Source organism: Parachitinimonas caeni, assembly GCF_030129945.1.
GTDB classification, from domain to species: domain Bacteria; phylum Pseudomonadota; class Gammaproteobacteria; order Burkholderiales; family Chitinimonadaceae; genus Parachitinimonas; species Parachitinimonas caeni.
The window spans coordinates 68,520-91,367 of the sequence record NZ_JARRAF010000020.1 but is presented as its reverse complement, the minus strand read 5'-3'; the positions used below and the strand labels follow the sequence as shown (position 1 = coordinate 91,367).

General features: G+C 56.2%; 22 protein-coding genes. 17 read left to right on the top strand and 5 right to left on the bottom strand.

The features are described 5' to 3' along the window. Positions 1 to 232: 232 nt before the first annotated feature. Positions 233 to 553, bottom strand: a complete 321-nt coding sequence (locus PZA18_RS16020) for a ComEA family DNA-binding protein (RefSeq protein WP_284101875.1) — start codon at positions 551 to 553, stop codon at positions 233 to 235. A gap of 197 nt (positions 554 to 750) precedes the next feature. On the opposite strand from PZA18_RS16020, the gene cmk reads away from it, so the two are divergent. From cmk to msrB, 9 genes are all read left to right on the top strand, one after another. Then, positions 751 to 1,461 (top strand): (d)CMP kinase, encoded by a 711-nt coding sequence (cmk, locus tag PZA18_RS16015; protein ID WP_407951194.1) that lies wholly within the window; start codon positions 751 to 753, stop codon positions 1,459 to 1,461. A 174-nt stretch (positions 1,462 to 1,635) separates the two neighbouring features. Further along, the gene (gene rpsA, locus PZA18_RS16010) at positions 1,636 to 3,342 is read left to right on the top strand and encodes a 30S ribosomal protein S1 (RefSeq protein WP_284101874.1); all 1,707 of its coding nucleotides are present in this window, start codon (positions 1,636 to 1,638) and stop codon (positions 3,340 to 3,342) included. A 21-nt stretch (positions 3,343 to 3,363) separates the two neighbouring features. Then, the gene (locus PZA18_RS16005) at positions 3,364 to 3,654 is read left to right on the top strand and encodes an integration host factor subunit beta (RefSeq protein ID WP_284101873.1); all 291 of its coding nucleotides are present in this window, start codon (positions 3,364 to 3,366) and stop codon (positions 3,652 to 3,654) included. Between the two features lie 313 nt (positions 3,655 to 3,967). Next, a complete protein-coding gene (locus tag PZA18_RS16000) occupies positions 3,968 to 4,279 on the top strand; it encodes a LapA family protein (protein WP_284101872.1) in 312 nt (103 codons plus the stop codon). 13 nt (positions 4,280 to 4,292) lie between these two features. Next, positions 4,293 to 5,459 (top strand): lipopolysaccharide assembly protein LapB, encoded by a 1,167-nt coding sequence (gene lapB / locus PZA18_RS15995; protein WP_284101871.1) that lies wholly within the window; start codon positions 4,293 to 4,295, stop codon positions 5,457 to 5,459. Between the two features lie 205 nt (positions 5,460 to 5,664). After that, positions 5,665 to 6,363 carry an orotidine-5'-phosphate decarboxylase gene (gene pyrF, locus PZA18_RS15990; protein WP_284101870.1) on the top strand — a complete coding sequence of 233 codons (699 nt, stop codon included), beginning with the start codon at positions 5,665 to 5,667 and terminating at the stop codon, positions 6,361 to 6,363. Between the two features lie 107 nt (positions 6,364 to 6,470). Continuing rightward, on the top strand, positions 6,471 to 7,820 hold the full coding sequence (locus tag PZA18_RS15985; protein WP_284101869.1) for a UDP-glucose dehydrogenase family protein: 1,350 nt from the start codon (positions 6,471 to 6,473) through the stop codon (positions 7,818 to 7,820). Further along, the gene (gene rfaE1 / locus PZA18_RS15980; RefSeq protein ID WP_284101868.1) at positions 7,817 to 8,758 is read left to right on the top strand and encodes a D-glycero-beta-D-manno-heptose-7-phosphate kinase; all 942 of its coding nucleotides are present in this window, start codon (positions 7,817 to 7,819) and stop codon (positions 8,756 to 8,758) included. The genes PZA18_RS15985 and rfaE1 overlap by 4 nt, the downstream gene beginning before the upstream one ends. Before the next feature lie 149 nt (positions 8,759 to 8,907). Beyond that, positions 8,908 to 9,300 (top strand): peptide-methionine (R)-S-oxide reductase MsrB, encoded by a 393-nt coding sequence (gene msrB, locus PZA18_RS15975; RefSeq protein WP_284101867.1) that lies wholly within the window; start codon positions 8,908 to 8,910, stop codon positions 9,298 to 9,300. Between the two features lie 76 nt (positions 9,301 to 9,376). On the opposite strand, the gene PZA18_RS15970 is transcribed toward msrB, so the two are convergent. Next, complete coding sequence (locus PZA18_RS15970; RefSeq protein WP_284101866.1) at positions 9,377 to 10,459, bottom strand: ABC transporter substrate-binding protein; 1,083 nt, start codon at positions 10,457 to 10,459, stop codon at positions 9,377 to 9,379. Positions 10,460 to 10,724: 265 nt separating this feature from the next. Between PZA18_RS15970 and rfaD the strand changes: the two genes are divergently transcribed. After that, a complete protein-coding gene (gene rfaD / locus PZA18_RS15965) occupies positions 10,725 to 11,723 on the top strand; it encodes an ADP-glyceromanno-heptose 6-epimerase (protein WP_284101865.1) in 999 nt (332 codons plus the stop codon). A 96-nt stretch (positions 11,724 to 11,819) separates the two neighbouring features. Here the strand turns inward: rfaD and PZA18_RS15960 are convergent, their stop codons facing one another. Further along, positions 11,820 to 12,617, bottom strand: coding sequence for a hypothetical protein (locus tag PZA18_RS15960; protein ID WP_284101864.1), 798 nt, complete (start codon positions 12,615 to 12,617; stop codon positions 11,820 to 11,822). A 201-nt stretch (positions 12,618 to 12,818) separates the two neighbouring features. On the opposite strand from PZA18_RS15960, the gene PZA18_RS15955 reads away from it, so the two are divergent. The 7 genes from PZA18_RS15955 (at position 12,819) to PZA18_RS15925 (ending at position 21,224) form a co-directional block, all read left to right on the top strand. Further along, positions 12,819 to 14,387: a tetratricopeptide repeat protein gene (locus PZA18_RS15955; RefSeq protein ID WP_284101863.1), complete on the top strand. Its 1,569-nt coding sequence runs from the start codon at positions 12,819 to 12,821 to the stop codon at positions 14,385 to 14,387. Next, the gene (locus tag PZA18_RS15950; protein WP_284101862.1) at positions 14,384 to 15,055 is read left to right on the top strand and encodes an IspD/TarI family cytidylyltransferase; all 672 of its coding nucleotides are present in this window, start codon (positions 14,384 to 14,386) and stop codon (positions 15,053 to 15,055) included. Before PZA18_RS15955 ends, PZA18_RS15950 begins: the two co-directional genes overlap by 4 nt. Further along, entirely contained in the window at positions 15,052 to 16,302 is a 1,251-nt protein-coding gene (locus PZA18_RS15945; protein ID WP_284101861.1) for a RuBisCO large subunit C-terminal-like domain-containing protein, read from the top strand. The genes PZA18_RS15950 and PZA18_RS15945 overlap by 4 nt, the downstream gene beginning before the upstream one ends. A gap of 325 nt (positions 16,303 to 16,627) precedes the next feature. Further along, entirely contained in the window at positions 16,628 to 17,512 is an 885-nt protein-coding gene (locus PZA18_RS15940; RefSeq protein ID WP_284101860.1) for a prephenate dehydrogenase, read from the top strand. After that, positions 17,512 to 18,009, top strand: coding sequence for a YcxB family protein (locus PZA18_RS15935; protein WP_284101859.1), 498 nt, complete (start codon positions 17,512 to 17,514; stop codon positions 18,007 to 18,009). Before PZA18_RS15940 ends, PZA18_RS15935 begins: the two co-directional genes overlap by 1 nt. 260 nt (positions 18,010 to 18,269) lie before the next feature. Then, complete coding sequence (locus PZA18_RS15930; protein ID WP_284101858.1) at positions 18,270 to 20,399, top strand: hypothetical protein; 2,130 nt, start codon at positions 18,270 to 18,272, stop codon at positions 20,397 to 20,399. A 270-nt stretch (positions 20,400 to 20,669) separates the two neighbouring features. Beyond that, the gene (locus PZA18_RS15925; protein WP_284101857.1) at positions 20,670 to 21,224 is read left to right on the top strand and encodes a hypothetical protein; all 555 of its coding nucleotides are present in this window, start codon (positions 20,670 to 20,672) and stop codon (positions 21,222 to 21,224) included. Positions 21,225 to 21,287: 63 nt separating this feature from the next. Here PZA18_RS15925 and PZA18_RS15920 read toward each other — a convergent pair whose 3' ends face one another. Beyond that, positions 21,288 to 21,620, bottom strand: a complete 333-nt coding sequence (locus PZA18_RS15920; RefSeq protein ID WP_284101856.1) for a hypothetical protein — start codon at positions 21,618 to 21,620, stop codon at positions 21,288 to 21,290. Positions 21,621 to 21,643: 23 nt separating this feature from the next. Continuing rightward, on the bottom strand, positions 21,644 to 22,804 hold the full coding sequence (locus PZA18_RS15915; RefSeq protein WP_284101855.1) for an AAA family ATPase: 1,161 nt from the start codon (positions 22,802 to 22,804) through the stop codon (positions 21,644 to 21,646). Between the last annotated feature and the right edge of the window lie 44 nt (positions 22,805 to 22,848).

The following is a 22,848-nucleotide window of genomic DNA, read 5'->3' as shown; positions in this document are numbered from 1 at the left end:
GCCTACAATCATCACATCCCACAAAAAGCCCTCAACTTCTTGTCTCCGATTGAGGCTATGAAACAGTGGCAGGTTAAACAGCCGGATCTGTTTACGAGGAAAGTTTATAAACAGGCGGAACCTGACAATTAGTTTACGTTTACGTAAAAGTAATTTTTGATCTTCTCTACCAAATATAAAAAGACCTCGCTAATGCGAGGTCTTGTTTGGTACGCATACAACAGTAAAATGACTATTGCTTCTTCGGCTCAGGGGCCTTTTTGTCCGCCGGCTTTGCCGCAGCCGGTGCAGGCTTAGCCGCAGCTCCTCCAACAGAGATATCCGGCCGCAGTTTATCAAGCGTCGCTTTACCTATCCCTTTCACCTTATCTAAATCATCCACCGTCTTGAATGCACCATTCTTTGTGCGATATTCAATAATTGCCTTAGCTTTCTCCGGGCCAATCCCCTTTAATGATTCCAATTCCGCCTGGGTCGCCGTATTGATATTCACGACCGCAAAGGCAAAGCTCGATACTAATAGCGCAACAATACCCAGAAAATACCTCTTCATAGCCACCTCCCATTACTAAGTTTCAACACACGAGGAAAATCTCACCAGAACGGAAATATAGCCATCGTTCCAGTGACTCTTCAGGCCGCGACAGGCCTGCCCTATCACCCTACCAGCAGATTTCGGAAATCAAAGAGGATGACAATAAACAAGATAGACATCTGCTCGCTCAAATTCTGTAATTTTGAGACAATTACATGGATTTCCCTATATCTGATTGTCAGGCAAAATTTCCAGCAATGAGCACTCCCAGTTCCACTCCCGTCATCGCGATAGACGGCCCCTCTGCTTCCGGCAAAGGCACCGTTGCCGCGCGCATCGCTGCAGCACTCGGTTTCCATTATCTGGATAGCGGCGCCCTGTATCGGCTAACAGCCTTAGCCGCCATTCACAGAGGCGTCGATTTCAAATCCCAGCAAGAGGTAGCCTCCATCGCAGCAACTCTCAATGCGAGTTTTCTTGAAGGAATGATCTTGCTGGATGACGAAGATGCAACAGAGACCATCCGGTCAGAAGCTATCGGCGAGGGGGCGTCGCAAGTCGCCACACACCCTTTGGTTCGCCAAGCATTATTGCAAAGGCAGCGCGACTTTCAGCGCGATCCAGGTTTGGTCGCCGACGGAAGAGACATGGGGTCTGTGGTATTCCCGAATGCAGTCCTCAAGGTATTCCTCACCGCATCACCAGCCGAACGTGCCAATCGCCGGCATAAGCAGTTGATTGCAAAAGGGGAAAGTGCGATACTTACGGATATTTTGCAGGACATAGAACAACGTGACGCCCGGGATCGGGCAAGAACAGTTGCTCCACTGCAGATATTGCCTGATGCCAAATTACTCGATACCACTCAAATGGGTATTGATTGCGCAGTAAGGCAAGTTTTGAACTGGTATGCAGAGATCATCTGACTCATCTGAGCATTATTCAGAGTGTTCTAGCATGGGCGGCATGCTCACTCAAACGGATCAGCGTTTGAAAATCAACCAGTTATTTAAATGTGCCAATCTGGATTTGCCCGGACTGGCTTTTTTCAATTTTCCCTTGCCTTGGTAACTTGGCAAGAAATCTGGACACTTTTATCAATGACTACTTCCGTTGCTTCCAACTCTATGGAAAGTTTTGCCGCGCTGTTTGAGGAAAGCCTAACGCGTCAGGAAATGCGCGCGGGTGAAGTTATCACCGCCGAGGTTGTTGGCGTTGATCCTAACTTCGTCACCGTAAATGCCGGCCTCAAGTCCGAGAGTTTGGTTTCAATCGACGAATTCAAGAACGACAAAGGCGAAATCGTCGTAAAAATTGGCGACTTCGTTCAGGTCGCAATTGAAAGCCTTGAAAACGGTTATGGCGAAACCAAGCTTTCCCGCGAGAAGGCTAAGCGCTTGGCTGCTTGGATTGAGTTGGAAGACGCTCTCGAGAAGGGCGTGGTAATGTCCGGCGTCATCAACGGCAAGGTCAAGGGTGGATTGACCGTTATGGTTAACGGCATTCGTGCATTCTTGCCCGGTTCGCTGGTTGATATTCGTCCAGTCAAGGACACCAGCCCATTTGAAGGCAAGCAAGTTGAGTTTAAGGTAATCAAGCTTGATCGTAAGCGCAATAACGTGGTTGTATCGCGTCGCGCGGTGCTTGAAGAAAGCTTGGGCGAGGAACGCCAGAAGCTGCTTGACCAACTGCAAGAAGGCTCAATCATCAAGGGCGTTGTCAAGAATATTACTGATTACGGTGCATTCGTTGACCTCGGCGGGATTGATGGTCTGTTGCACATCACCGACTTGGCATGGCGCCGTGTTAAACACCCAAGCGAAGTCTTGGCAGTTGGCGATGAAGTCACTGCAAAGGTCCTCAAGTTCGATCAAGAGAAGAATCGTGTATCACTGGGCCTCAAGCAACTGGGTGAAGACCCATGGGTCGGTTTGTCACGTCGCTATCCTTCCGGCACTCGCTTGTTCGGCAAGGTTACCAATCTGACCGACTACGGCGCATTTGTTGAAATCGAGCAAGGCATTGAAGGTTTGGTTCACGTTTCGGAAATGGATTGGACGAACAAGAACGTTCACCCATCCAAGGTTGTAGCGCTGGGCGATGAAGTTGAAGTCATGATCCTTGAGATTGATGAAGATCGCCGTCGTATCAGCCTGGGCATGAAGCAGTGCATGGCTAACCCTTGGGATGATTTCAGCGCAAACTTCAAGAAGGGTGACAAGATTAAAGGCACTATTAAGTCGATCACCGACTTTGGTGTGTTTATCGGCCTGCCCGGCGGAATTGATGGCTTGGTTCACTTGTCCGATCTGTCTTGGAATGTTACTGGTGAGGAAGCCGTACGCAACTACAAGAAGGGTGACGAAGTCGAAGCGATTGTGCTGGCAATTGACGTAGAGCGTGAGCGCATTTCCATGGGCATCAAGCAACTGGAAGGTGATCCGTTCAACAACTACGTTTCCACTCACGACAAGGGCGCCATTGTTAAGGGCACAGTGAAATCTATCGACCCCAAGGGCGCAGTGGTTTCTCTGGGTGATGATATTGAAGGCTATCTGCGCGCAACGGAAGTTTCACGTGATCGCGTCGAGAACATCACCAGCGTTCTGAAGGAAGGCGACACGGTTGAGACCATGATCATCAACATTGACCGCAAAAATCGTGCGATCAATCTGTCGATCAAGGCCAAGGATGCCGCTGACGAAAGCGACGCAATGAACAAGTTCTCGGCAGATGCTGGCAGTGCAGGCACCACTAATCTGGGTGCCCTGTTGAAAGCAAAGCTGTCGGGTAACAAGGCCGAGTAATCGTTGCTCCCAGGAAGCGCCATGACCAAGTCAGAACTTATCGCCCGACTCGCAGAGCGTTACCCTCAGCTGATCTCGAAGGATGCAGAACTAGCTGTGAAGACGATTCTCGATGCTATGGCGACCAGCCTTGCTCGTGGTCAGCGCATTGAGATTCGAGGCTTTGGTAGCTTTGATCTCAACTATCGCCCACCGCGGGTGGGGCGCAATCCAAAATCTGGGTCGAGAGTTACTGTCCCGGAGAAGTTTGTGCCTCATTTTAAGGCTGGCAAGGAACTACGGGAAAGAGTGGATCTGGAAACAGAATCCTGACTTTCTTGATATTTCCGGCAATCAAACAACGCAGCACCTTTTAGGTGCTGCGTTGTTTTTTTATGCAGTGCACTCTCTTGCGTTTAGCTGTTGTTGATCACGGCTACCACCACAGCTCGACCGCAAACTAGCCATGACGTCCCAAAAGCTAACAACCTGCCAGATCTGGTACAGGCGTTCATACCTTATTCTCGCATTTGACAGTAATACTGAGATTAAAGCTAAGTCTCGTGAACCGCGAGACTAGGCACGCGCTGATGCATTACAACCTGATAAAATGCTCGCCTGTCTTTTTCTCAACAGGTCGTCGCCAATGCGCTATGCAGCCTGGATACTCCGAATCGCCACCTTCCTGCTCCTATTCAGTTTTGCCATGCATAACACAGAGCCGGTAGTGCTGAACTTCTTTGCAGGCTATCAATGGAAAACCCCGCTCGTCGTAGCACTGTTGGCTTTTTTTGTTATTGGAGTTGTTGCCGGCCTGATTTCTCCATTGCTGGCTTTGTTTAAGGCGCGCCGCGAGATCGCCCGTCTAAAGCGTGAACTGAACGCACTTTCCGACAGGCCAACGATAAGTCACGTCGAATCCGTCGAGCCAGCGGAACCGCTCGACGCAGTTGCTTGAGAAGAGGTTGTCTGTGGAATTTGAAGCCTGGTGGCTGGTTTTATTTCCAGTTTTCTTTGCCTTGGGTTGGTTGGCGGCACGAATTGACATCAAGCATGTACTCGCTGATTCAAAATCGTTACCACAAGCCTACTTCAAGGGTCTGAATTTTTTATTGAACGAACAAACCGATAAAGCGGTTGAGGTCTATGTAGACTTGGCACGCAATCATGCCGAGACCATAGAGCTGCAATTTGCACTTGGTCACTTGTTCAGGCGTAAAGGTGAGATCGAACGTGCCATCCGCATGCATCAAAAGCTACTAGAGCGCGCGGAGCTGAAACCCGAGCAAAGGCACGCTGCTCAATATGAGCTGGGCTTGGATTTCATGAAAGCCGGTCTGTTTGATCGTGCAGAAGAGCTTTTTGAAAGTTTAGAGGGTACAGAGCTTGCGCGCGGGGCTTTAAGACATTTGCTTGATATTTATCAGCAGGAAAAGGAGTGGAAGCGCGCCATTGAGGTTGCACAGCAACTGCGCGACACCAGCCACACCTATCAGCATGAAATTGCTGAGTTTTATTGTGAGCTGGCCAACCACGCTGCGATCAAGTCTCAGCCAAAGGAAGCGCGTCAGTTTTTGCAACAGGCCTTGGCCGAACATCGAAAATGTGTGCGTGCCAATCTGATTCTCGGCGATCTCGAAGTCGCCGAGCAAAACTGGATGGAAGCGATTGATGCCTGGCAGAAAATCGAGTCGCAAGATCACCGCTACCTGCCGATGGTCGCCAAACGACTACTCGATATTTACGATCGTTTGGGCAAGATCGAAGAAGGAACAGCTTTGGTGCGAGGCTATCTCGCTACCTATCCTGAGTTAGACATGCTGGAACTCGTACACGATCGTATTCTTCAGTACGAAGGTAGCGAGTCTGCAGCCAATTTCTTATCGGAAGAACTAAAACGCAGCCCCTCCATCTTGGGATTGATCAAGTTACTGGATAGTCAAGCAGTAGGCGCCCAACCCGAGCGCAAATCTGAATTGGACCTGATGAAAAAGCTGGTGCAAGACAATACCCGTAGCTTGGCGATGTATCACTGTGGCCGCTGTGGCTTTAAAGCTCGTCAATATTTCTGGCACTGTCCGGCATGCAATGAGTGGGAGTCCTTCTTGCCCTCGCGCGGACAGACGCGCCCGAACTAGAAACTCGTAGCACCCAATCCACCGACGCCGCTGCCGAAATGGGGAGGTCAGCTGGGGATAGTCGATTTAGCAAGCATATGTGGCCGTGGTGGTTCGCCCACATCTCGTCACAGATGCCCAAATCAGCACGCATTGCCCCCAGATCAGCGAGAGGTGATCGCTGATTACGCGCGATTCGCCATTCAATCTTTTCAAGGAAATCATGATGAACGACCCGAAAGTCATCGTACCGCTCGATTTTTCCGAGGCTCACGAGGCGTTGGCTTTTGCCTCCAAAGTCACACCCCAGCTATGTCGGCTCAAAGTAGGTAAAGAACTGTTTACTTCAGCCGGCCCACAGCTGGTTGAGCAGTTGGTTTCTCGCGGCTTCGATATTTTTCTTGACCTCAAATTTCACGACATTCCCAATACTGTCGCGCAAGCAGTCCGCGCCGCAGCCAAGTTAGGTGTCTGGATGGTCAATGTCCATGCCCTGGGTGGCCGGAAGATGATGGTAGCCGCCCGAGAAGCTTTGGAACCGCTGACACACCGCCCCTTGCTGATTGGCGTGACCGTACTGACCAGTATGGATGGCCTGGATCTGGCGGAACTCGGTTTAGCGGAACCCGCCATTCAAGTACCCCTACTGGCACAGCTGACCAAGGAGGCTGGTTGTGACGGTGTCGTTTGCTCCGCACAGGAAGCCAGCATTTTGCGCCAGCTCTGCGGTACTGATTTCAAGCTGGTTACCCCAGGCATTCGCCCTGCAGGCAGCGAGCAAGGGGATCAGTCCCGCATCATGACCCCGGAAGCTGCTGTAGCAGCCGGATCGGATTACCTCGTCATCGGCCGCCCGATTACACGAAGCGCCGATCCGGTTGCTACGTTACATCAGATCAATCAGTCGATTGGTTACGCAGGCTAACCCAAACCCAGGGCAGGTCTAAGCCGCATCTGGTAACCAGTCGCCCTTTAACTCGACGACCTTTTTAAATAACAGAGTAAGACCGAATACTCTGCAGAGGCATTCAAATGAAAATAACTATCATCGGGACCGGCTATGTGGGCCTGGTCTCTGGCACCTGCCTGGCGGAGGTCGGCAACGATGTCCTGTGCCTGGATCTTGATCCCAAGAAAATCGATACCCTCAACGCCGGGGGAATCCCGATTCATGAGCCAGGGCTGGATGAGTTGGTGCATCGGAATGCGGCCGCCGGCCGCCTGCGTTTTACCACCAGCATAGAAGAGGCCGTTGCCCACGGCACCATTCAGATGATCGCTGTCGGCACCCCTCCGGATGAGGATGGATCGGCCGACCTGTCGCACGTTGTCGCTGCCGCCCGGAATATCGGCCGACACATGAGTGCCTATAAGCTGGTTGTCGATAAATCAACCGTACCGGTTGGTACAGCCGATCGCGTCCGGGCTGCCATTGCGGAAGAACTTGCCTTGCGAGGCGCCAACATCGAATTCTCCGTGGTATCGAATCCCGAGTTTCTGAAAGAAGGCGCCGCTGTGGAAGACTTCATGCGGCCAGACCGGATTGTGGTCGGTTCGGATGATGAGCGTGCCACCAAGCTCATGCATACCCTCTATCAACCCTTCCAGCGCAATCACGAACGACTGATCGTGATGGATGTTCGTTCAGCCGAACTGACCAAATATGCGGCAAACGCCATGCTGGCAACCCGTATTTCATTCATGAACGAATTGGCCAATCTGGCCGAGACGTTGGGTGCCGATATCGAACTGGTACGCAAGGGAATCGGTTCGGACCCCCGCATCGGCTATCACTTCCTGTACGCAGGCTGTGGCTACGGCGGCTCCTGCTTCCCGAAAGACGTCACCGCCTTACAGCGTACGGCGCAAGATCACGGGCTGACTTTGCAGGTCTTGGCAGCAGTGGAAGAAGTCAACGCCCGACAAAAACTCCGGCTGATCGACAAAGTTGAGCGCCATTTCGGTAAAGACCTGCAAGGTCGCCACTTTGCCTTGTGGGGTCTGGCATTCAAGCCGAATACCGATGATATGCGTGAAGCGCCAGCACTCACTATCATCAACCAGCTGTTACGGCGCGGCGCAACGGTTACTGCCTATGACCCCATTGCCACGGCGGAAGCGCGCAAGCATCTGGGCGACACCATCCACTATGCAGACAGCCCGATGGCTGCCTTGGACAATGCCGATGCGCTGCTCATCGTGACAGAGTGGAAGGTATTCCGTAGCCCCGACTTCACCCGGATCCGCAAGGAATTGAAGCGCCCAATCATTATTGATGGTCGCAATCTTTACGATCCGGCAATCATGGCAGAGATGGGTATCACCTACGATGCCATTGGCCGTGGCGTGACCGAAGCAAAGCAACAGGAGCCGCAATCTTGAGCCTGCATCCGCTCAAATCATCGCTAGCACGGGCCAGATTGCTGGTTGTCGGCGACGTCATGCTTGATCGTTACTGGTTTGGCGACTGCGAACGCATTTCTCCCGAAGCGCCGGTTCCCGTTGCGCGCATCATGCGTACCGAAGACCGGGCCGGTGGTGCGGCCAATGTGGCGCGCAATATTGCGGCACTGGGGGCCCAAGCCACTCTGCTCTCGGTGGTCGGACGCGATGAAGCCGGCGATCAGCTCGACAACCTGCTGCAGCGGGATGGCATCGCGACCTCATTGCATCGCGATGGCAGCATTACCACGACGATTAAATTGCGCGTCATCGCCCGCCAGCAGCAACTGATCCGGCTCGATTTCGAGCACACCCCCAGTCATGAGGTGCTGGCGGCAAAGCTCGACGAATTCAAGCAAGCCCTTGCCGAGCACGATGTCGTCATTCTCTCCGACTATGGCAAAGGGGGGCTGACTCACGTCACGGCAATGATCGAAGCCGCACGCACCGCCGGCAAACCCGTGCTGATCGACCCAAAGGGTGATGACTATCGCCGCTACGCTGGCGCGACACTGCTTACCCCCAATCGCTCGGAACTCAAGCAAGTGGTTGGCCGCTGGCAAGACGAAGCCGACCTCACCGAACGCGCACAGAAGCTACGGCAGGAGCTGGCTCTGGATGCCCTGCTGGTCACGCGCAGCGAAGAAGGCATGAGCCTGTTTCAGCCTGGTAGCGCGGTGCACCACCCTACCGTCGCACGTGAGGTATACGACGTCTCTGGCGCCGGCGATACCGTGATTGCCACGCTCGGTGCCATGTTGGGTGCGGGGCTGGATCTTCCTGCCGCCATGGATTGGTCCAACCGTGCAGCAGGCTTGGTCGTGGCTAAACTGGGAACGGCAGTAGTCAGCGCTGACGAATTATTTGGCCCAGCCTGATGGGGTGGGGGTCTGCAACCGCTTGATGAGACATGACACCATGTAGCCTGCAAGCCGCCACCGAGGTTCGTACTCCCAAGCAATTCAACCGCCCTCGCCATAGCCGCCAAAGCGCACGATTAGCAGTTTCTGCAGTCAGGAGGTCTGAGATGAAGAAAGTCATCAAACCAGATGCCGAATGGCGCCAGCAGCTAAGCGACATGCAATATAAAGTCGCGCGGCAGGCGCATACCGAGCCACCATTTACCGGTATCTACTGGGATACCACCACCGCTGGCACATATTGCTGTATCTGCTGCCATACACCACTGTTCACCTCCGGCACCAAGTTTGATGCTGGCTGTGGCTGGCCATCGTTCTGGCAAGCATTGCCGGGTGTCGTCGCAGAAAAGGTGGACCGCAGCCATGGCATGGTCCGCACGGAAATCTTATGCGCCATCTGCGACGCGCATCTTGGCCATGTCTTTCCGGATGGCCCAGGTCCGACCGGCCTACGCTACTGCGTCAATTCGGCGTCGATTGATCTCGACCCAGAGACCTAGGCGCTGTTGACGTTTTGTTTCCGGAAAAAAATGTCAACAGCGCCTAGACAGCAATATCCCGCTCTACTGCCGGCGGCTAGTTCACCAGCCGCCCGGCATTTGAGAAAACTCCCATCTCGACATAGCGTGATGCCCGCCGGTTACCGGGGGCCATTCTCAATTGCATCCCTCCCAGATCTAGATTGGTGTTGTCGAGTGCCAGCTTTAGGGCGGTACTGTTGCCATCTCGCGCCTTTTTCAACGCTTCTACCAGCATCTTCGCTGAAAGATAACCTTCAAACGAAGCATAATTCGGCGCCTCATCCCGATACTTGGCCAAGGTTTGCACAAAATCACGGGCGACGGGCGTGACTGGGTTATAGGGCGAAGGTACCAGGGCACTGATCGCAACCCATCGTACATTCTGACTACCGACGAACTCCGCCAACGTCTGCGGATTGATCCAGGACAACGCAAAAAACTGGGTACCCGGCCGCAGTGCCTGACAAGCGCGGACAAAGGCCGCCGACGTCAGCGTGGGTGCTGCCAGGATCACAGCATCCGGGTTGGACTGGGCCACCAGTCGCGCCTCTTTGCCGACTTCGGTGCTATTGGGCAACAACGTGATATTGGTGACCTGCGTTCCCGAAGACTCGCTCAAACCATTGCGAATCCCCTCGACCGTCGCCTTGCCCAAGGTGTCATTGCCGGCCACTAAAGCGATCCTGCGTAAACCGGACGATTGCGCAATGCGGACAATCTTGCGGATCTCGTCATCCGACCCCGCCCTCAGGTAGTACACGGGAGCATCATCCTGCGGCGCAATGTCGATGCCGACATAAGGCGCAACCATAGGCAGTTGTGCGGCACTGCCAGCTGACTGCGCCACCACCGCCTTGACGTTATCCGCACCCATATAACCAAATAACGCCGCAGGCCGGTACTGCGCGCTAAGTTTGCGGGTAAGCGCCACCGTACGGCTGGCGTCGCCCTGGTCGTCGGCCAGCACCAGATTCACCAGCCGGCCATGAATGCCGCCTTTCGCATTGATCGCATCCAGATACACCTTGGCCCCGGTCGAGAAATCCCGACCGGTATCGCCATTGGGTCCACTCAAATCGAGCACCTGCAAGACCTGGATAGCGTTGTCGCTGGCGGCAACGTGGAAGGATAGGGACATGAGAATGCCAAACAGAAACTTGCGCATGATCGTGAGCCGATAGACTGAAAGTGGCGCGATCTTGGCAGTCGAATATGATCTCCCCATGAAAATCGAACGTCATAACGCTATAAAAATTGATATTCCCCTTTTATTTCATAGCTTTAAATAAATTAATAAATGCTAATGAATAATCCATTCATCCCGTGCCGGATCGCGAAAACGCTGAAGGCGCCGATGGCAGGTACAATTACGCATCGCAATTCAAATTAGAAACGGACAGCAGATGACTATCGTCGTGACCGGCGCCGCAGGATTCATTGGCTCAAACCTGATCCGGGCGCTCAACGCCAGAGGTGAAACCGACATCATTGCCGTGGACAACCTGAAAAACGGCGACAAATTCCGCAATCTCGTCGATTGCGAAATTGCCCATTACCTCGACAAAGAAGACTTCCTCGATGTGCTGGAGGCCGGTGATTACGATGGCGAATTCCGGGCAGTGCTGCATCAGGGCGCCTGTTCCAACACCATGGAGCACGACGGCCGGTATATGCTCGATAACAATTACCAATATTCGCTGGCCCTGCTTGAATTCTGCCAGGCCGATGACATCCCCTTCATCTATGCATCCAGTGCTGCCGTTTACGGGGGCAGTAGTACCTTCAGCGAAGAACCCCAATACGAGAAGCCGCTGAATGTATACGGTTACTCCAAGCTACTGTTTGACCAGATCGTGCGACGCCGCTGGGACGCGCTGGATGCGCAAGTGGTAGGTCTGCGCTATTTCAACGTTTATGGTCCGCATGAGCAGCACAAAGAGGGGGCGGGCGCCTCGGTAGCCTATAGCCACTTCAAGCAATTCCGCAGCCAGGGCCGGGTCAAGCTGTTCGAGGGCTGGGCCGGTTACGGCAATGGCCAACAGGTGCGAGATTTTGTGTCGATTGAAGACATCGTGAAGGTCAACCTGTGGTTTCTCGACAATCCGGACGAGAGCGGTATCTTCAATGTAGGAACAGGTCGCTCGCAGCCGTTCAACGACATCGCCATTGCCGTCGTCAATACCTGCCGGGCCGCTGAGGGCAAGCCGCCGCTAGATCTTGTCGCCATGGTGGCGGAAGGGCTGATTGAATACATTCCCTTCCCTGATAGCCTGAAAGGCAAGTATCAGAGCTATACCCAGGCCGATTTGAGCCGCTTGCGCAAGAGTGGCTACAACGACGAGTTCCTGACGGTCAGCCAGGGAGTGACGCGCTATGTGGAGTGGTTGCTCAAGCAGGAATGATGGCTGAAAACGGGGAATGCGCGCCGGGCGCTGTGAGGGCAATCTAGCGGGATCGCCCACGCCCCCCACATCGCCCGGCAGAGATGTCACCAGCGCTTAACGATCACCGTATTGAGTCGCCAGTGCGCTGGCAACCTCGTACATGCGTTCGCTGGTGGTGGCAACGTTGCGGATCAAGTTGCGATCATTATTGGCGCGTGCCAGCTCGTTGATGGCCTGTTCGAAAAAGGTCCACTGCGTTGCCAGCAGATCAATCTGGGCAGTAATGGAAGGGGTGTTATGCGGTGAGTTGCGCAGGCGCATCAGCAAGGCTCGGCACTCATCCTTGGCGGCCGTCAGATCTTTTGCCAGAAAAGCCTGCCCCAGCCCCCAGCTTTTGAGCAGGTAAACCCTGGCCAGACGTTGTGACAAGGTCGCCAGATCCTGTGCTGCGCGGGATGCCTGCCCGGTCGATACCCCGGGTTGCTGCAACATCAGCTGCGAGCCTTTCTGGGCGATCCACACCACCTCTTCATTCAACTCGGCCAGTTTGCCACCCCCTTCTTTGCTGGGAGGGGCTGAAACCAGTGTTTTGTAATCACCCCAAAGCTGGCCCAGCAACCCGTAATTGTCTTTTACTTCGCCGCCGCTATTGAGCTGTTGCAGCATTTTGAGCTGGCTGTCGAAGCGCTCGCGAGACTCTTCGAGCTGACGCTTGGGGTCGGTATCGGTCAACCCCAGAGCCAGCAACGCATAAGCTTTGCCCATGCGTTCTGCCAGCAAACGCTCCGAGGCGGCCACTGCCGCAAGCTTTGCCGGATCGGTTTTCGCCGCGTCCTGCTTGGCGGGTGCTGCGACCGCCAGCAGCGGGAGTAAACTGACAATCAGACCAACCAACAATCGGGAAATACGCATTACCTGCTCCTTGAAACCAGCTCCGGATCTTCACCAGCCACGCCAATACAAACCTGGGTGATCGGGAGTCGGTTCTGATACCTGTATAAGAATTTGTCTGTGCAAGCCACCGCCTGCCATGCAGGGCTTGCTGAATATGAGTCGGCGAATCCGCCGCCTTCTTACCAACCAGAATCGTGCCGGCGCCAACCAGACAAGACCATGACAACCCAACCCAGCTCGACACAGCAAGCGAAGCAACTCGATCAGCTCCTGGCTGCAGGCCGACTCAACGATGCCATGCGACTGGCGCAGGCCCTGATCATCCAGGATGCCTGCAATGGCTACGCCTGGCACCGTCTGGGGTTGGCCTGCTTGATGCAGGGCCAAGACTCGGCCGCAGTCGCTGCCCTGGCAAACGCTACCCGCCTTCCCGGAGCCGGGGCGGAAGCCTTTGACCATTATGGCGTCGCCCTGATCCGCAGCGGTCAGCACCAGCTTGCCCGGTCAGCAATCGAGTATTGTCTGACACTATCACCCGCCCGTGCTAGTGCCTGGAGCAATCTGGCTGAAATCGAGCTGGTCAGCGGCAATCTGAAAGAGGCTGAAGTCTGTGCCAAGCGTTCCCTGGCGCTGGATGCCCATGATGTTTCGGCCCTGATCACGCTGGGCAATGTACGGTGGGCCACGGGGCGTGGCAACGAAGCGGCGACGAGTTTCCGTCAGGTGCTGGCCTTGCAGCCCGATCACTGTACGGCTCTGGCCAACCTGGGAGCCTTGCTGCAGGCCGCATGGCAACCTGCTGCGGCTCTGCCCTACTTTGCCCGGCTTACTCAGTTACAACCGCATTCCGCCACTGCCCATCTGCAGCTGGCCGGTGCATTGCTCGCCAATGCCCAGCCCGCTGCGGCGGCAACAATCGCCCACCACAGCGTTCAGCTGCAGGCCAGTGCATCGGGGCATCACGTGCTGGGTACGGCATTGAAGCAGCTCGGCGAGCTGATGGCGGCCAATCTGCAATTCCGTGCGGCGGTCGAGATTCTGCTGGCGACGCCTGAACTGCGACCGATTCCGACTCGGCCGTTTTCCCCAATCCAGGGCCACGCCGTACTCAAGCGGGCACGGCAATGCCTTGAATCGGCCGGCCTGCGCTTTGGCCTGTTCGCAGGCACCCTGCTTGGCATTGTGCGTGGAGGCGATCTGCTGACCCATGACAAGGACCTTGACCTCGCCCTACCCTGGGATACCCCGCGCCAGCAAGTCAGCACTGCCTTGTGCGCCGGGGGCGACTTTCTGCCCTACCCGCTCTTCCAGCCTGGTGACAGCCAGACCGTCTGGCACCAGTGTTTTGTTCATGCCGGCAGCGGACAGATGCTGGACCTGTTCTACCTGAAGCCCAAGGGCGACAAGTTTCTGGCGGGGTTCGACCATCTGCCCGAGCCCATTCTCTGCCAGCTGCCACGTTTTGACTTTGGCCAGATCAACTGGCGCGGCGAGTCGTGGCCGGCGCCTGCGCCCACCGAGACTTATCTGCAAGCGGTATATGGCAGCCAGTGGCGCATTCCCGACCCGGATTTTGACACACTGTTATCCAACCCCAGCCGCTTGCCACAGTCGCTACCCGTGGCCATCTGCCATGCGCATGGGCGACTGTATCAGTACATCCTGCAAGGGTTCTGGGCCAAAGCGGCCGCATTGGTTGGGCAAATCCGCCGGCACCAGGACGCTTACTATCTTGGCCAGTGGCAAGCTCAACTTATCACCCGCCTGAAGCAGGAAGGCCGGGAATGACTGCCGGCCCCATATACACTGATCTGGCCGTATTGATTCCCGCAGCAGGCTCCGGCAACCGACTGGGCCTAGGGCCCAAAGCCTTGCTTCAGCTCAACGAGGCGCCTCTGGTGCAGTGGGTAGCGCGCAAGGCGCTCAGCGTCGCGACAGAAGTCGTCATCGCCTGCCGACCACAGGATCTGGCTACCGTAAGCGAGCTGTGCCCAGGTTGTCGATGCGTGCCCGGCGGCGACAGCCGGCAACAGACCGTGCAGCAGCTGTTTGCCGCCAGCCAAGCGCCCTGGCTGTTGCTGCACGATGTCGCACGGCCATTTGTCACCGCCACACTGCTGCGGCAGGTGTTTGCCGCCGCTCAGGCCAGCGGTGCCGCCGCTGCATTGCTTGATCCCGAAGTACCGGTGGGTTTGATTGCCGAGGGTCTGATCACCCGGCACTTTCCCCGCGAGCAGATCGGAATTTTCCAATCCCCTCAGGTGTTTTCGCGACAGGCGATGCAGGCGGCCCTGGCCTACGCCAGGCAGAACGGCCTGCAGACCCAATCCACCCTGCAGCTGGTGCTGGCCACGGGCGCAATCGTCCAGTCCGTGCCTGGCGAGAAAGCCAATATCAAAATCACCACTCCCGAAGACTGGCTGATGGCCCAGTGTCTGACGAGGTATCTGACATGAGCTCGGGCGGTATCCCTCAGAGCAGCCATCCCCAGTGCTATGTGTGGCAATCCGATCTGGATCCCGCTAACTACCTGCTGGCCCGCTATCAGGTATGTAGCGCCTGCGATGGTGAAGCGGTGGCACTAGGCATGGCGATGGAGCAAAGCGCCGCCACCGTTGCGATTACCGGCTATGTCGAGCCGCATACCCTGCATGACTGGACTATTCGCGTGTGGCGTATCCAACCCGTGGCAGAACCAGCCCCCTCCGATGTTGCAAGCTATCAACTCGCGACCGAGGTTTATGCAGATCATCGTAAACAGCAGCAGTGGTATCAGATCGAACTGGCGATTCCCTTGAAGCTGCTTGGCCGCCGGGCCAGCCAGCTGTTCAACATCGTGATCGGCGAGTTGCCACGGCTGGGTTATCTGAGTGGATTCATTCTGCAGGAGGCCCGGTTGCCAGCAACATTCGGCCCCGGCCCGGCCTTTGGCATCGCCGGCATTCGCCAGAAGGTACAGCAAACGGCCGGCCCCCTGCTCTGCCGTTCGATGCGCCCCGCCGTCGGGCTGGATACCGCCACCATGCAGCGCATCAACCGGGATGTTCTCGCCGGAGGTTTTCATCTGGTCAAGGATGACGAATTGGCCAGCTTTGCTGACCAAACCTGCTTTGAACAACATCTGCAAGCCATGTTGGCAGCCCGCGACGATGCCATGCAGCAAAGCGGCGAGCGCAAGTTTTATATTGCCAACCTGCTATGCGAGCCAGACGAGCTGCCCGCCCGTTGGGATGCCGCCTGCCGGCTGGGTGTGGATGGGGTACTGGTCGCACCGTTCATTCAAGGGCTGGGTGTCCTGCCGATGCTGGCACGACAAGCCCAACTCCCCCTGCTGGCCCATCAAACCTTTGCCGAAATGCTGACCCGCCACCCCCACTGGCAGATTGCTGATAGCGTATTGGGCAACTGGTTACGCCAGCTGGGTGCCGACTGGTTTGTCACGCCCGGCCCCTTTGCTACCGCCGCCGCATCGCATGCCGACCACGCTGCCCTGCTGGCCGCAGCGTGTGGCCCGGCCAGCGCCCGGCCGATGCTACCAATCGTACAAGGTGGCAAGCATCCTGGCGGGCTGACCGATTACCGAACAGCGATTGGTAGCGACGACTATATGCTGATCGTTGCCAGCTGGCTGGATCGCCACCCAGCAGGGCTACGCGCCGCAGCTGCCGAATTTCGCGCTGCAGTCGATGCCGGGTTCTGTTGACGTAAGGTTTACAGAACCTAGGCTCTGTTGGCGTTTTGTTTCCGGTCGCGCCGGGCCGAGTTTAGGGGCATGGCGTCGTCAGGGTGAGCGCAGTTTAGCGAGCTAAATAAGCGAACCCTGCCTCGCCATGCCCCAAAAATCGACCCGGCCTTGCGTGGCTGTTGCCGCAAAGCGGCGCGCTTTTCGCCTTGCATCAGGCCCAAATCCGACGAAACGCGATCCGAAAATAAAGCGTCAACAGAGCCTAGCGTGGCTCAATTTTCCGACTCACGGCACAATGCTGCCCACACCCCGCACCCATCGTCCCGAACTACAAGAGGATTCCGTGACCCCATTTCTTAACAAACTGGTCATCATCGGCACCGGGCTGATTGGTGGCTCCTTTGCGCTAGACCTGAAACGGCTCGGCCTGGTTGGTGAAGTCGTCGGCGTTGGCCGGTCACCCGAAAACCTGGAGCGCGCCCTGCAGCTTGGCGTCATCGACCATGCCAGCCGCGATGCAGCCACGGCTGTCCGCGACGCAGATCTGGTGCTGCTCTCGACTCCGGTCGGTCAGATGAGCGGCATCCTGGCGCAGATCGCCCCGCACCTTGCCGCCCACACCCTGGTCAGCGACGCCGGCAGCACCAAGCGCGATGTCGCTGCCCTGTTCCGCCAGCATCTTGGCCACTGCCTTGATCGTTGCGTGCCGGCTCACCCGATCGCCGGTTCCGACCTGTCTGGTGCCGCCGCTGCCCGCTACAGCCTGTATGAGAACCGCACCGTGGTATTGACCCCACTGGTCGAATCCCGCCCTGAAACGGTTGAGCGCATCGCCGCGCTGTGGTCTGCCTGTGGCGCAGTCATCAAAACCATGTCGCCAGATGAGCACGACAGCGTATTTGCCACCGTCAGCCATCTGCCGCACCTGCTGGCGTTTGCCTACGTGGCACAGGTTGCGGCCCGGCCCAATGCCGAAGCCTGTTTTGATCTTGCTTCGACTGGCTTTCGCGACTTCACCCGCATTGCCGGCAGCCACCCCGAAATGTGGCGCGACATCGCCCTGGCTAATCGCACCGCCCTCCTGGCCGACCTCAAGGACTATCACGCCGCACTGGCTACGGTCATCAGCATGGTAGAAACCAGCGACGGCGCCGCAATGGCCGAACTATTTGAAACCGCCAGGGATGCCCGTACCAACTGGTTTCAGCGCTTCAAGGCAAAATCCTGATGTCTGATCTGCCAACCATCCAGTTTCAATATCGCTTTGACCGACCCATGGCCAGCAAACTGGTCCGCCAGTATATGTGGCACCACTTCGGCTGGTATGGCTGGGCCATCCGGCTGCAAGCCATCGGCCTGTTGCTGGCGCTGGGCTTCTATAGCTCCCAGCCGTTTTTGAAAGGCGCCTTGTTGACGGGCGCTGCGGCCTACAGTGCGGTGCTGATCAACCATTACCGCCGCTATCGCAAGGCTTACTTTGCCGCCGCCGACCGCCACGCCACCGAGATGGTGATCTGCGAAGTCAGCCGCCAGGGCATCACCTTCCGCTATCGCCATGCCCAAGGTAGCTTTGACTGGCCACGCATCAAGCGGCTGATCATCCTGCCCGACTTCTGGCTACTTGATCAGCAGGAAGGTGCCTTCATCCCGCTCCCTGTTTCCGCTTTGAACGAAGCGGCCCGCCAGTTGATTCGCGAAGGCATCGAACAGGCAAACGCGGTGTGAGGCGCCAATAGCCCTTCCCGATCACAACGCGAAGCGTTGTAGGTTCTGTTGCCGTCAGGTTGACCGTCGCAAACCTGACGGCAACAAAACCTAAGTGGCTTGATGGATTACCGCTCATTCCCGCGCTGGCAACGCCTGTCAATTTCCAGCCTTGCAGAGGGCAAATTGTGCTGGCGGATCCAGCATAAAATTGCGGCGGGAAGTTCAATAGTCAGCAGCTATCCTGCAGTCAGACCCTCAATCACTGCAGGAGCCTCGCGATGAAAGCCCTCTCCCGAACACTCAGCACCGTGGCAGCAGCGACCCTGATGGCCACCAGTTTCGCCAGTTGGGCTGCGCCAGCGGGTTTCAGTGTCAGCGGTAGCGGCAGTGGCCACAATCAGAACCTGAGTCTGACCGTCAATCTTGCTGCCGCGACAGTCGATACCGGTCGTAGCGCTCAACTCTATATCGCCGCCTTACTGCCTTCGGGAGCGCTGTATGCCTACACCGGTGGCGGCTGGCAGGCTGCATCGGTGCAAAATCTGCCGGCGTATCAGAGTGTCACCCTCGGTAACCACAGCATCAGTGTATTGCAGGCGCAAGATGTCGCTGCACTCAAAGGTGCCACCCTCTACGCCGGCTATGGCAGCGACGTCAACGACATGATCAGCAAGGGGACTTTCGGTGCGGTCTATACGCTGGGGGCGCCAATCTCCGGGCCCGGCACGGTGGCGGACTACATGGTCTTCAGCATCAATGTGCAGGACTTCTCCTACCCCGATAAGAGCGCCGCCACCATACAGCGGATTGTCGAACTGCATGAGCGCTATCGAGTACCGGTCGATCTCTATCTCACCGATACCATTCTCAATCTCTATCAGACTCAGTTTCCTGATCTGGTCAGCCAGATCACCAGCTCGCCCTATGTGTCGCTCAACTATCACATCCGGCCACCCAAGCCTTACTACACGGGTTTCGACTGGGCCGGGCTCAGCGGCAAATCAGCCAGCGAGCAGCAAGCCAGCGTCGTCAATTACGAAACCCATCTGACCGATCTGACCACCGGACAGCCAAGCAGCCAGAGCGGTGGCTACGCCGCCCTGAAAGCGCTGGCGAAAACCGGCCCCGCCATTGCCGCCTTTCAGACCGATGAAGCCCTCTATGACGCCGTTTCGTCCGCTTTTGGCAGCCTGGGAGCCAGCTGGACCATCTCGCATACTGCCCCCTACATCAATCTGGGAGATAAGGCCAAGCAGTTATTGCTGCGACCCGAACACTACGATCTGAAACTGTTCGAGCAGACCAGCAATAACATCAATACCGTGATAGACAGCGCTTTCAGCACCATCCACAACACCAGCGGCGCCAGGGCGCCTTATGTGCTGGGCGTGAAAATGCACGACAACGACTTCTTTGCTCAGCGCTCAGCTTGGTTGACGGTGTTTGTGGACGGCAGCCGCAAGCCGAACTGGGATACCACCAAGAAAGCGGCCCTGAAGAGTGACGCCGACATCGCCGCACAGTGGACTGCCTACGAGGCGGCCGTTGCCTACGCTGCCAGCAATATCAACCGGATTGGCAGCAGCAACAGCGTTGGCCTGCAACAGCTGGTTACGGTCCCGCCCAGTCCCAAACTGATGATTGCCGGCACCATGCATATCGAAAGCAACCTCAGTAGCTGGCCCAATGTCGATAGCCTGATTGCCTTTTTCCGCCGCGCCGTCGCAGCCGGAAAAGTTGGTACGCAAAGTACTGGCATGAAATGGTCGGTGGGTGCAGATATTGGCTGGCTACAAGGCGAACCACGCGCGGCCGAGGTCATCAGTACGCTAAAGTCGCTGGGGGTGGAATTCGACATCCATGCCCATAATGGTCCAGATCGCATCAAATGCGCTGAAAAGATCGTCAGTTTCGGCGGCACTCCAACCGGGGTGGTCTCAGGAGTGCTGTACACGGAACTAGACAGCCTGCGTAGCGAGCAGGTCGGGAGTACGGGCTACCGGTGGCAGCCGGTCAGCCTATGGGGCATGGTGACCGATACTGGCCACACCACGACATCAGATGACACCTCGGCCGGTTTATGGCGTCCCCGCTCCAGCGCCGACTGGAAAGCCCATGATCCAGCTGCCAATCTGATCATGGTAGGTGGTGCAGGCCGCACCCTCAGCAGCGTTGAAACCCTGACTGGCCAGATCAAGTCTGCCAGCCACTTTGCCCCTCTCTACAGCGCCAGCATCAATGTGGCGCCCAAGTCCTTGCAGGTGGTGAATACCACCGACGGTATCGACGCCATTGAAAGCTGGGCCGCGCGTATTGGCGCCTTATCAAACACCCAATGGGCCACTCTCGACCAGATCGCCCGCGAGTGGAGTGCCGCCGGCAATTTGCCTAGCCGGATCAATCCTTAGGCTCTGTTGACGTTTTATTTCCGGGTCGAGTTTTGGGGCAGGGCGAGGCAGGGTGAGTGCAGTTTAGCGAGCTAAATAAACGAACCCTAACGACGCCATGACCCAAAACTCGGCCCGGCGCGACCGGAAACAAAACGTCAACAGAGCCTAGGTGTTGGGTTCCAGCAGAACCCATCCCCCGACGGCCGGCACCTGAAAAGCCAACGCACTCTGCTAAACTCGTCGCCCCCTCCTTGGGGCAATTTGTTTGCAGAATTCTGAGATTTTACAATGACCTTAAATAAATATTTTCCAGCAGCCTGCGCAGTTATTTTACTAGCAGGCTGCGCCTCGTCGATTATTCACCACGATGTAAAAATCGACCGATCTTTACCTGTATTTGAAGTCACAACGACGCATCCAATAAAAGAAATAAAGTTGAGCACCAGTAATTTAGTCAAAGAGAAAACAGCAAAAGGCATGCTTCTCTTTGAGGACCGACTGGCTCGTACCATTAAAACGGCACTCATCAAAAAGAAATTATTCGATTCAGAAACCACTACCCAAAATTCGCTTATCCTGGAAGTTACCATCACCGACATTTCCTATAGAGGGAAAGGCTTGATGACCAGCATAACGTTTCCAGGCAACGAGGATTCTTTGACCGGGCAGATGGTCGTCAGCGACCACGCTGGTAAAGTGATCAAGAAATTTTCGGTCACCATAGACAATCAGCATGGGGGGCATTTAGGTGATGGCGAAGATGGTCGAATGGGCCGGCTATATCAGGCTTTTGCCAATAATACCTACAAGGCCCTGGCAGAAATTGACCCTTGGCTGAAATAATCGATTTCCCAAGATAACGCTGAATTGGTGAGTGATTCAGTCGCATTATTTCCCCAGCCTGAATCACCCATATCGCAGTACAACGGTCCCACCATAAATATCAACATCTTCCCCTGCTATTTGGCAGGGCCGCCTGATTACATCATTCTCGTCCAGCTCAAACAGGCGATAACAGCCAAATGCATCGCCTGTTGCGGGTAATTCAAAAGTCGGACTGGTTGGCAATATATTCCAGTGAATGCAGAACTGCAGCGTCGCGATGGCTGTATCGATTTCCGCCTTTTCGTCGATCAGTGCAGCGCCAGCGCCTTCCTGTTTCAATTGCTGAATCAGCGATTCACGCCTTTGTTCCAGGCAGGCAATGGCTTTTTCGAAATGGTTGGGTCGCATCTTCATCGCAATGTCCTTGTGCGCTTGCGTCAGTCCGCCCAATGCCAGCTTGGCCGGTCCAGCAGGTCTTGATCCTTCACCAGCGTCTGGCCCCATTGTTTTTCGAGTTCGATGGCGTGGCAGTGACGAGATTGATTCAGTGCCGCAATCAACCTGGCCGCATGCGACACCACCCAAACCTGGCTCTTGCCCGCAGCGTGGATAATCAAACGGGCGAGCGCCGGTAGCAGATCGGGGTGCAAGCTGGTTTCGGGCTCGTTCAGAACCATCAGGGAAGGTGGGCGTGGCGTTAGCAATGCTGCCACCCACAGTAGGTAGCGCAAGGTGCCATCGGACAACTCGGCCCCAGACAATGGTCGCAGCAATCCTTCCTGACGGAACTCTACCGAGAAGCGACCATCGCCATGCTGCACGACCCCTACGCGGGCACCGGGAAAGGCATCGGCCACGGCGGCATCCAGCGCTGCAGAGTCGCCAATTTCGCGAATGGTCTGCAAGGCTGCCGCCAGATCGCGGCCATCATGGTGCAGCACCGGGGTGCGTGTGCCCAGCTGCGGCAAACGGGCCGACGCGTCACGATCGGTCCGGAAGTGATCATAAAAACGCCAGCCGCGTATCTGCTCGCGCAATTGCAATACCTCGGGCGCCGCTTCGGGGTCGGCCAGCTGGCTGAAAATGCTATCGAAGGCACTCAGATGCTGGTTGACCGAACGCCAGCTTCTGCCCTCTCGCACTCGCACCATCGCCCCTTCCCGCTCTACGAGGGTGCTGGCCGGACGATAGCTCATACCCGCCCAGATGTGCTCGGTTTTAATTTCAGGGTCCAGCGCGAACGCCGACAGGCTTGGCGCAGGCAAGCCCAGGGTGATGGCATAGCCGAAATCCTCGCCCCCAAAACCGAGCTTCAATCGCTTTGGCTTGTTACGGCGCGTGCCTTGGACTGGCACTTCGCCACGTCGCATGGCAGCGCTTAGGGTTTCGGGTCCGGCCCAAAATATCGAATCCAGCCCACCTTCGTGTGCCAGTGCATTCACTACCCCGCCTTGTGCGGTCTCGGCCAGCAGACGCAATGCGCGATACAGATTGGACTTGCCGCTGCCGTTGGCGCCAGTGACAACATTGAGCGCCCCTAGCGGCACCTGCAGATCCAGCAAGGAGCGATAGTTGGTAATGGCGAGGGTTGAGAGCATCGAAGGTAACCTATTGCATTCACACAGCCGTGTGGACCCAGCCC

What these genes read in the sequence shown, in the direction of transcription:
- PZA18_RS16020 (WP_284101875.1), bottom strand. Translation starts at nt 553, where the DNA reads ATGAAGAGGTATTTTCTGGGTATTGTTGCGCTATTAGTATCGAGCTTT.
- cmk (WP_407951194.1), top strand. Translation starts at nt 751, where the DNA reads ATGGATTTCCCTATATCTGATTGTCAGGCAAAATTTCCAGCAATGAGC.
- rpsA (WP_284101874.1), top strand. Translation starts at nt 1,636, where the DNA reads ATGACTACTTCCGTTGCTTCCAACTCTATGGAAAGTTTTGCCGCGCTG.
- PZA18_RS16005 (WP_284101873.1), top strand. Translation starts at nt 3,364, where the DNA reads ATGACCAAGTCAGAACTTATCGCCCGACTCGCAGAGCGTTACCCTCAG.
- PZA18_RS16000 (WP_284101872.1), top strand. Translation starts at nt 3,968, where the DNA reads ATGCGCTATGCAGCCTGGATACTCCGAATCGCCACCTTCCTGCTCCTA.
- pyrF (WP_284101870.1), top strand. Translation starts at nt 5,665, where the DNA reads ATGAACGACCCGAAAGTCATCGTACCGCTCGATTTTTCCGAGGCTCAC.
- PZA18_RS15985 (WP_284101869.1), top strand. Translation starts at nt 6,471, where the DNA reads ATGAAAATAACTATCATCGGGACCGGCTATGTGGGCCTGGTCTCTGGC.
- msrB (WP_284101867.1), top strand. Translation starts at nt 8,908, where the DNA reads ATGAAGAAAGTCATCAAACCAGATGCCGAATGGCGCCAGCAGCTAAGC.
- PZA18_RS15970 (WP_284101866.1), bottom strand. Translation starts at nt 10,459, where the DNA reads ATGTCCCTATCCTTCCACGTTGCCGCCAGCGACAACGCTATCCAGGTC.
- rfaD (WP_284101865.1), top strand. Translation starts at nt 10,725, where the DNA reads ATGACTATCGTCGTGACCGGCGCCGCAGGATTCATTGGCTCAAACCTG.
- PZA18_RS15960 (WP_284101864.1), bottom strand. Translation starts at nt 12,617, where the DNA reads ATGCGTATTTCCCGATTGTTGGTTGGTCTGATTGTCAGTTTACTCCCG.
- PZA18_RS15955 (WP_284101863.1), top strand. Translation starts at nt 12,819, where the DNA reads ATGACAACCCAACCCAGCTCGACACAGCAAGCGAAGCAACTCGATCAG.
- PZA18_RS15950 (WP_284101862.1), top strand. Translation starts at nt 14,384, where the DNA reads ATGACTGCCGGCCCCATATACACTGATCTGGCCGTATTGATTCCCGCA.
- PZA18_RS15945 (WP_284101861.1), top strand. Translation starts at nt 15,052, where the DNA reads ATGAGCTCGGGCGGTATCCCTCAGAGCAGCCATCCCCAGTGCTATGTG.
- PZA18_RS15935 (WP_284101859.1), top strand. Translation starts at nt 17,512, where the DNA reads ATGTCTGATCTGCCAACCATCCAGTTTCAATATCGCTTTGACCGACCC.
- PZA18_RS15930 (WP_284101858.1), top strand. Translation starts at nt 18,270, where the DNA reads ATGAAAGCCCTCTCCCGAACACTCAGCACCGTGGCAGCAGCGACCCTG.
- PZA18_RS15925 (WP_284101857.1), top strand. Translation starts at nt 20,670, where the DNA reads ATGACCTTAAATAAATATTTTCCAGCAGCCTGCGCAGTTATTTTACTA.
- PZA18_RS15920 (WP_284101856.1), bottom strand. Translation starts at nt 21,620, where the DNA reads ATGAAGATGCGACCCAACCATTTCGAAAAAGCCATTGCCTGCCTGGAA.
- PZA18_RS15915 (WP_284101855.1), bottom strand. Translation starts at nt 22,804, where the DNA reads ATGCTCTCAACCCTCGCCATTACCAACTATCGCTCCTTGCTGGATCTG.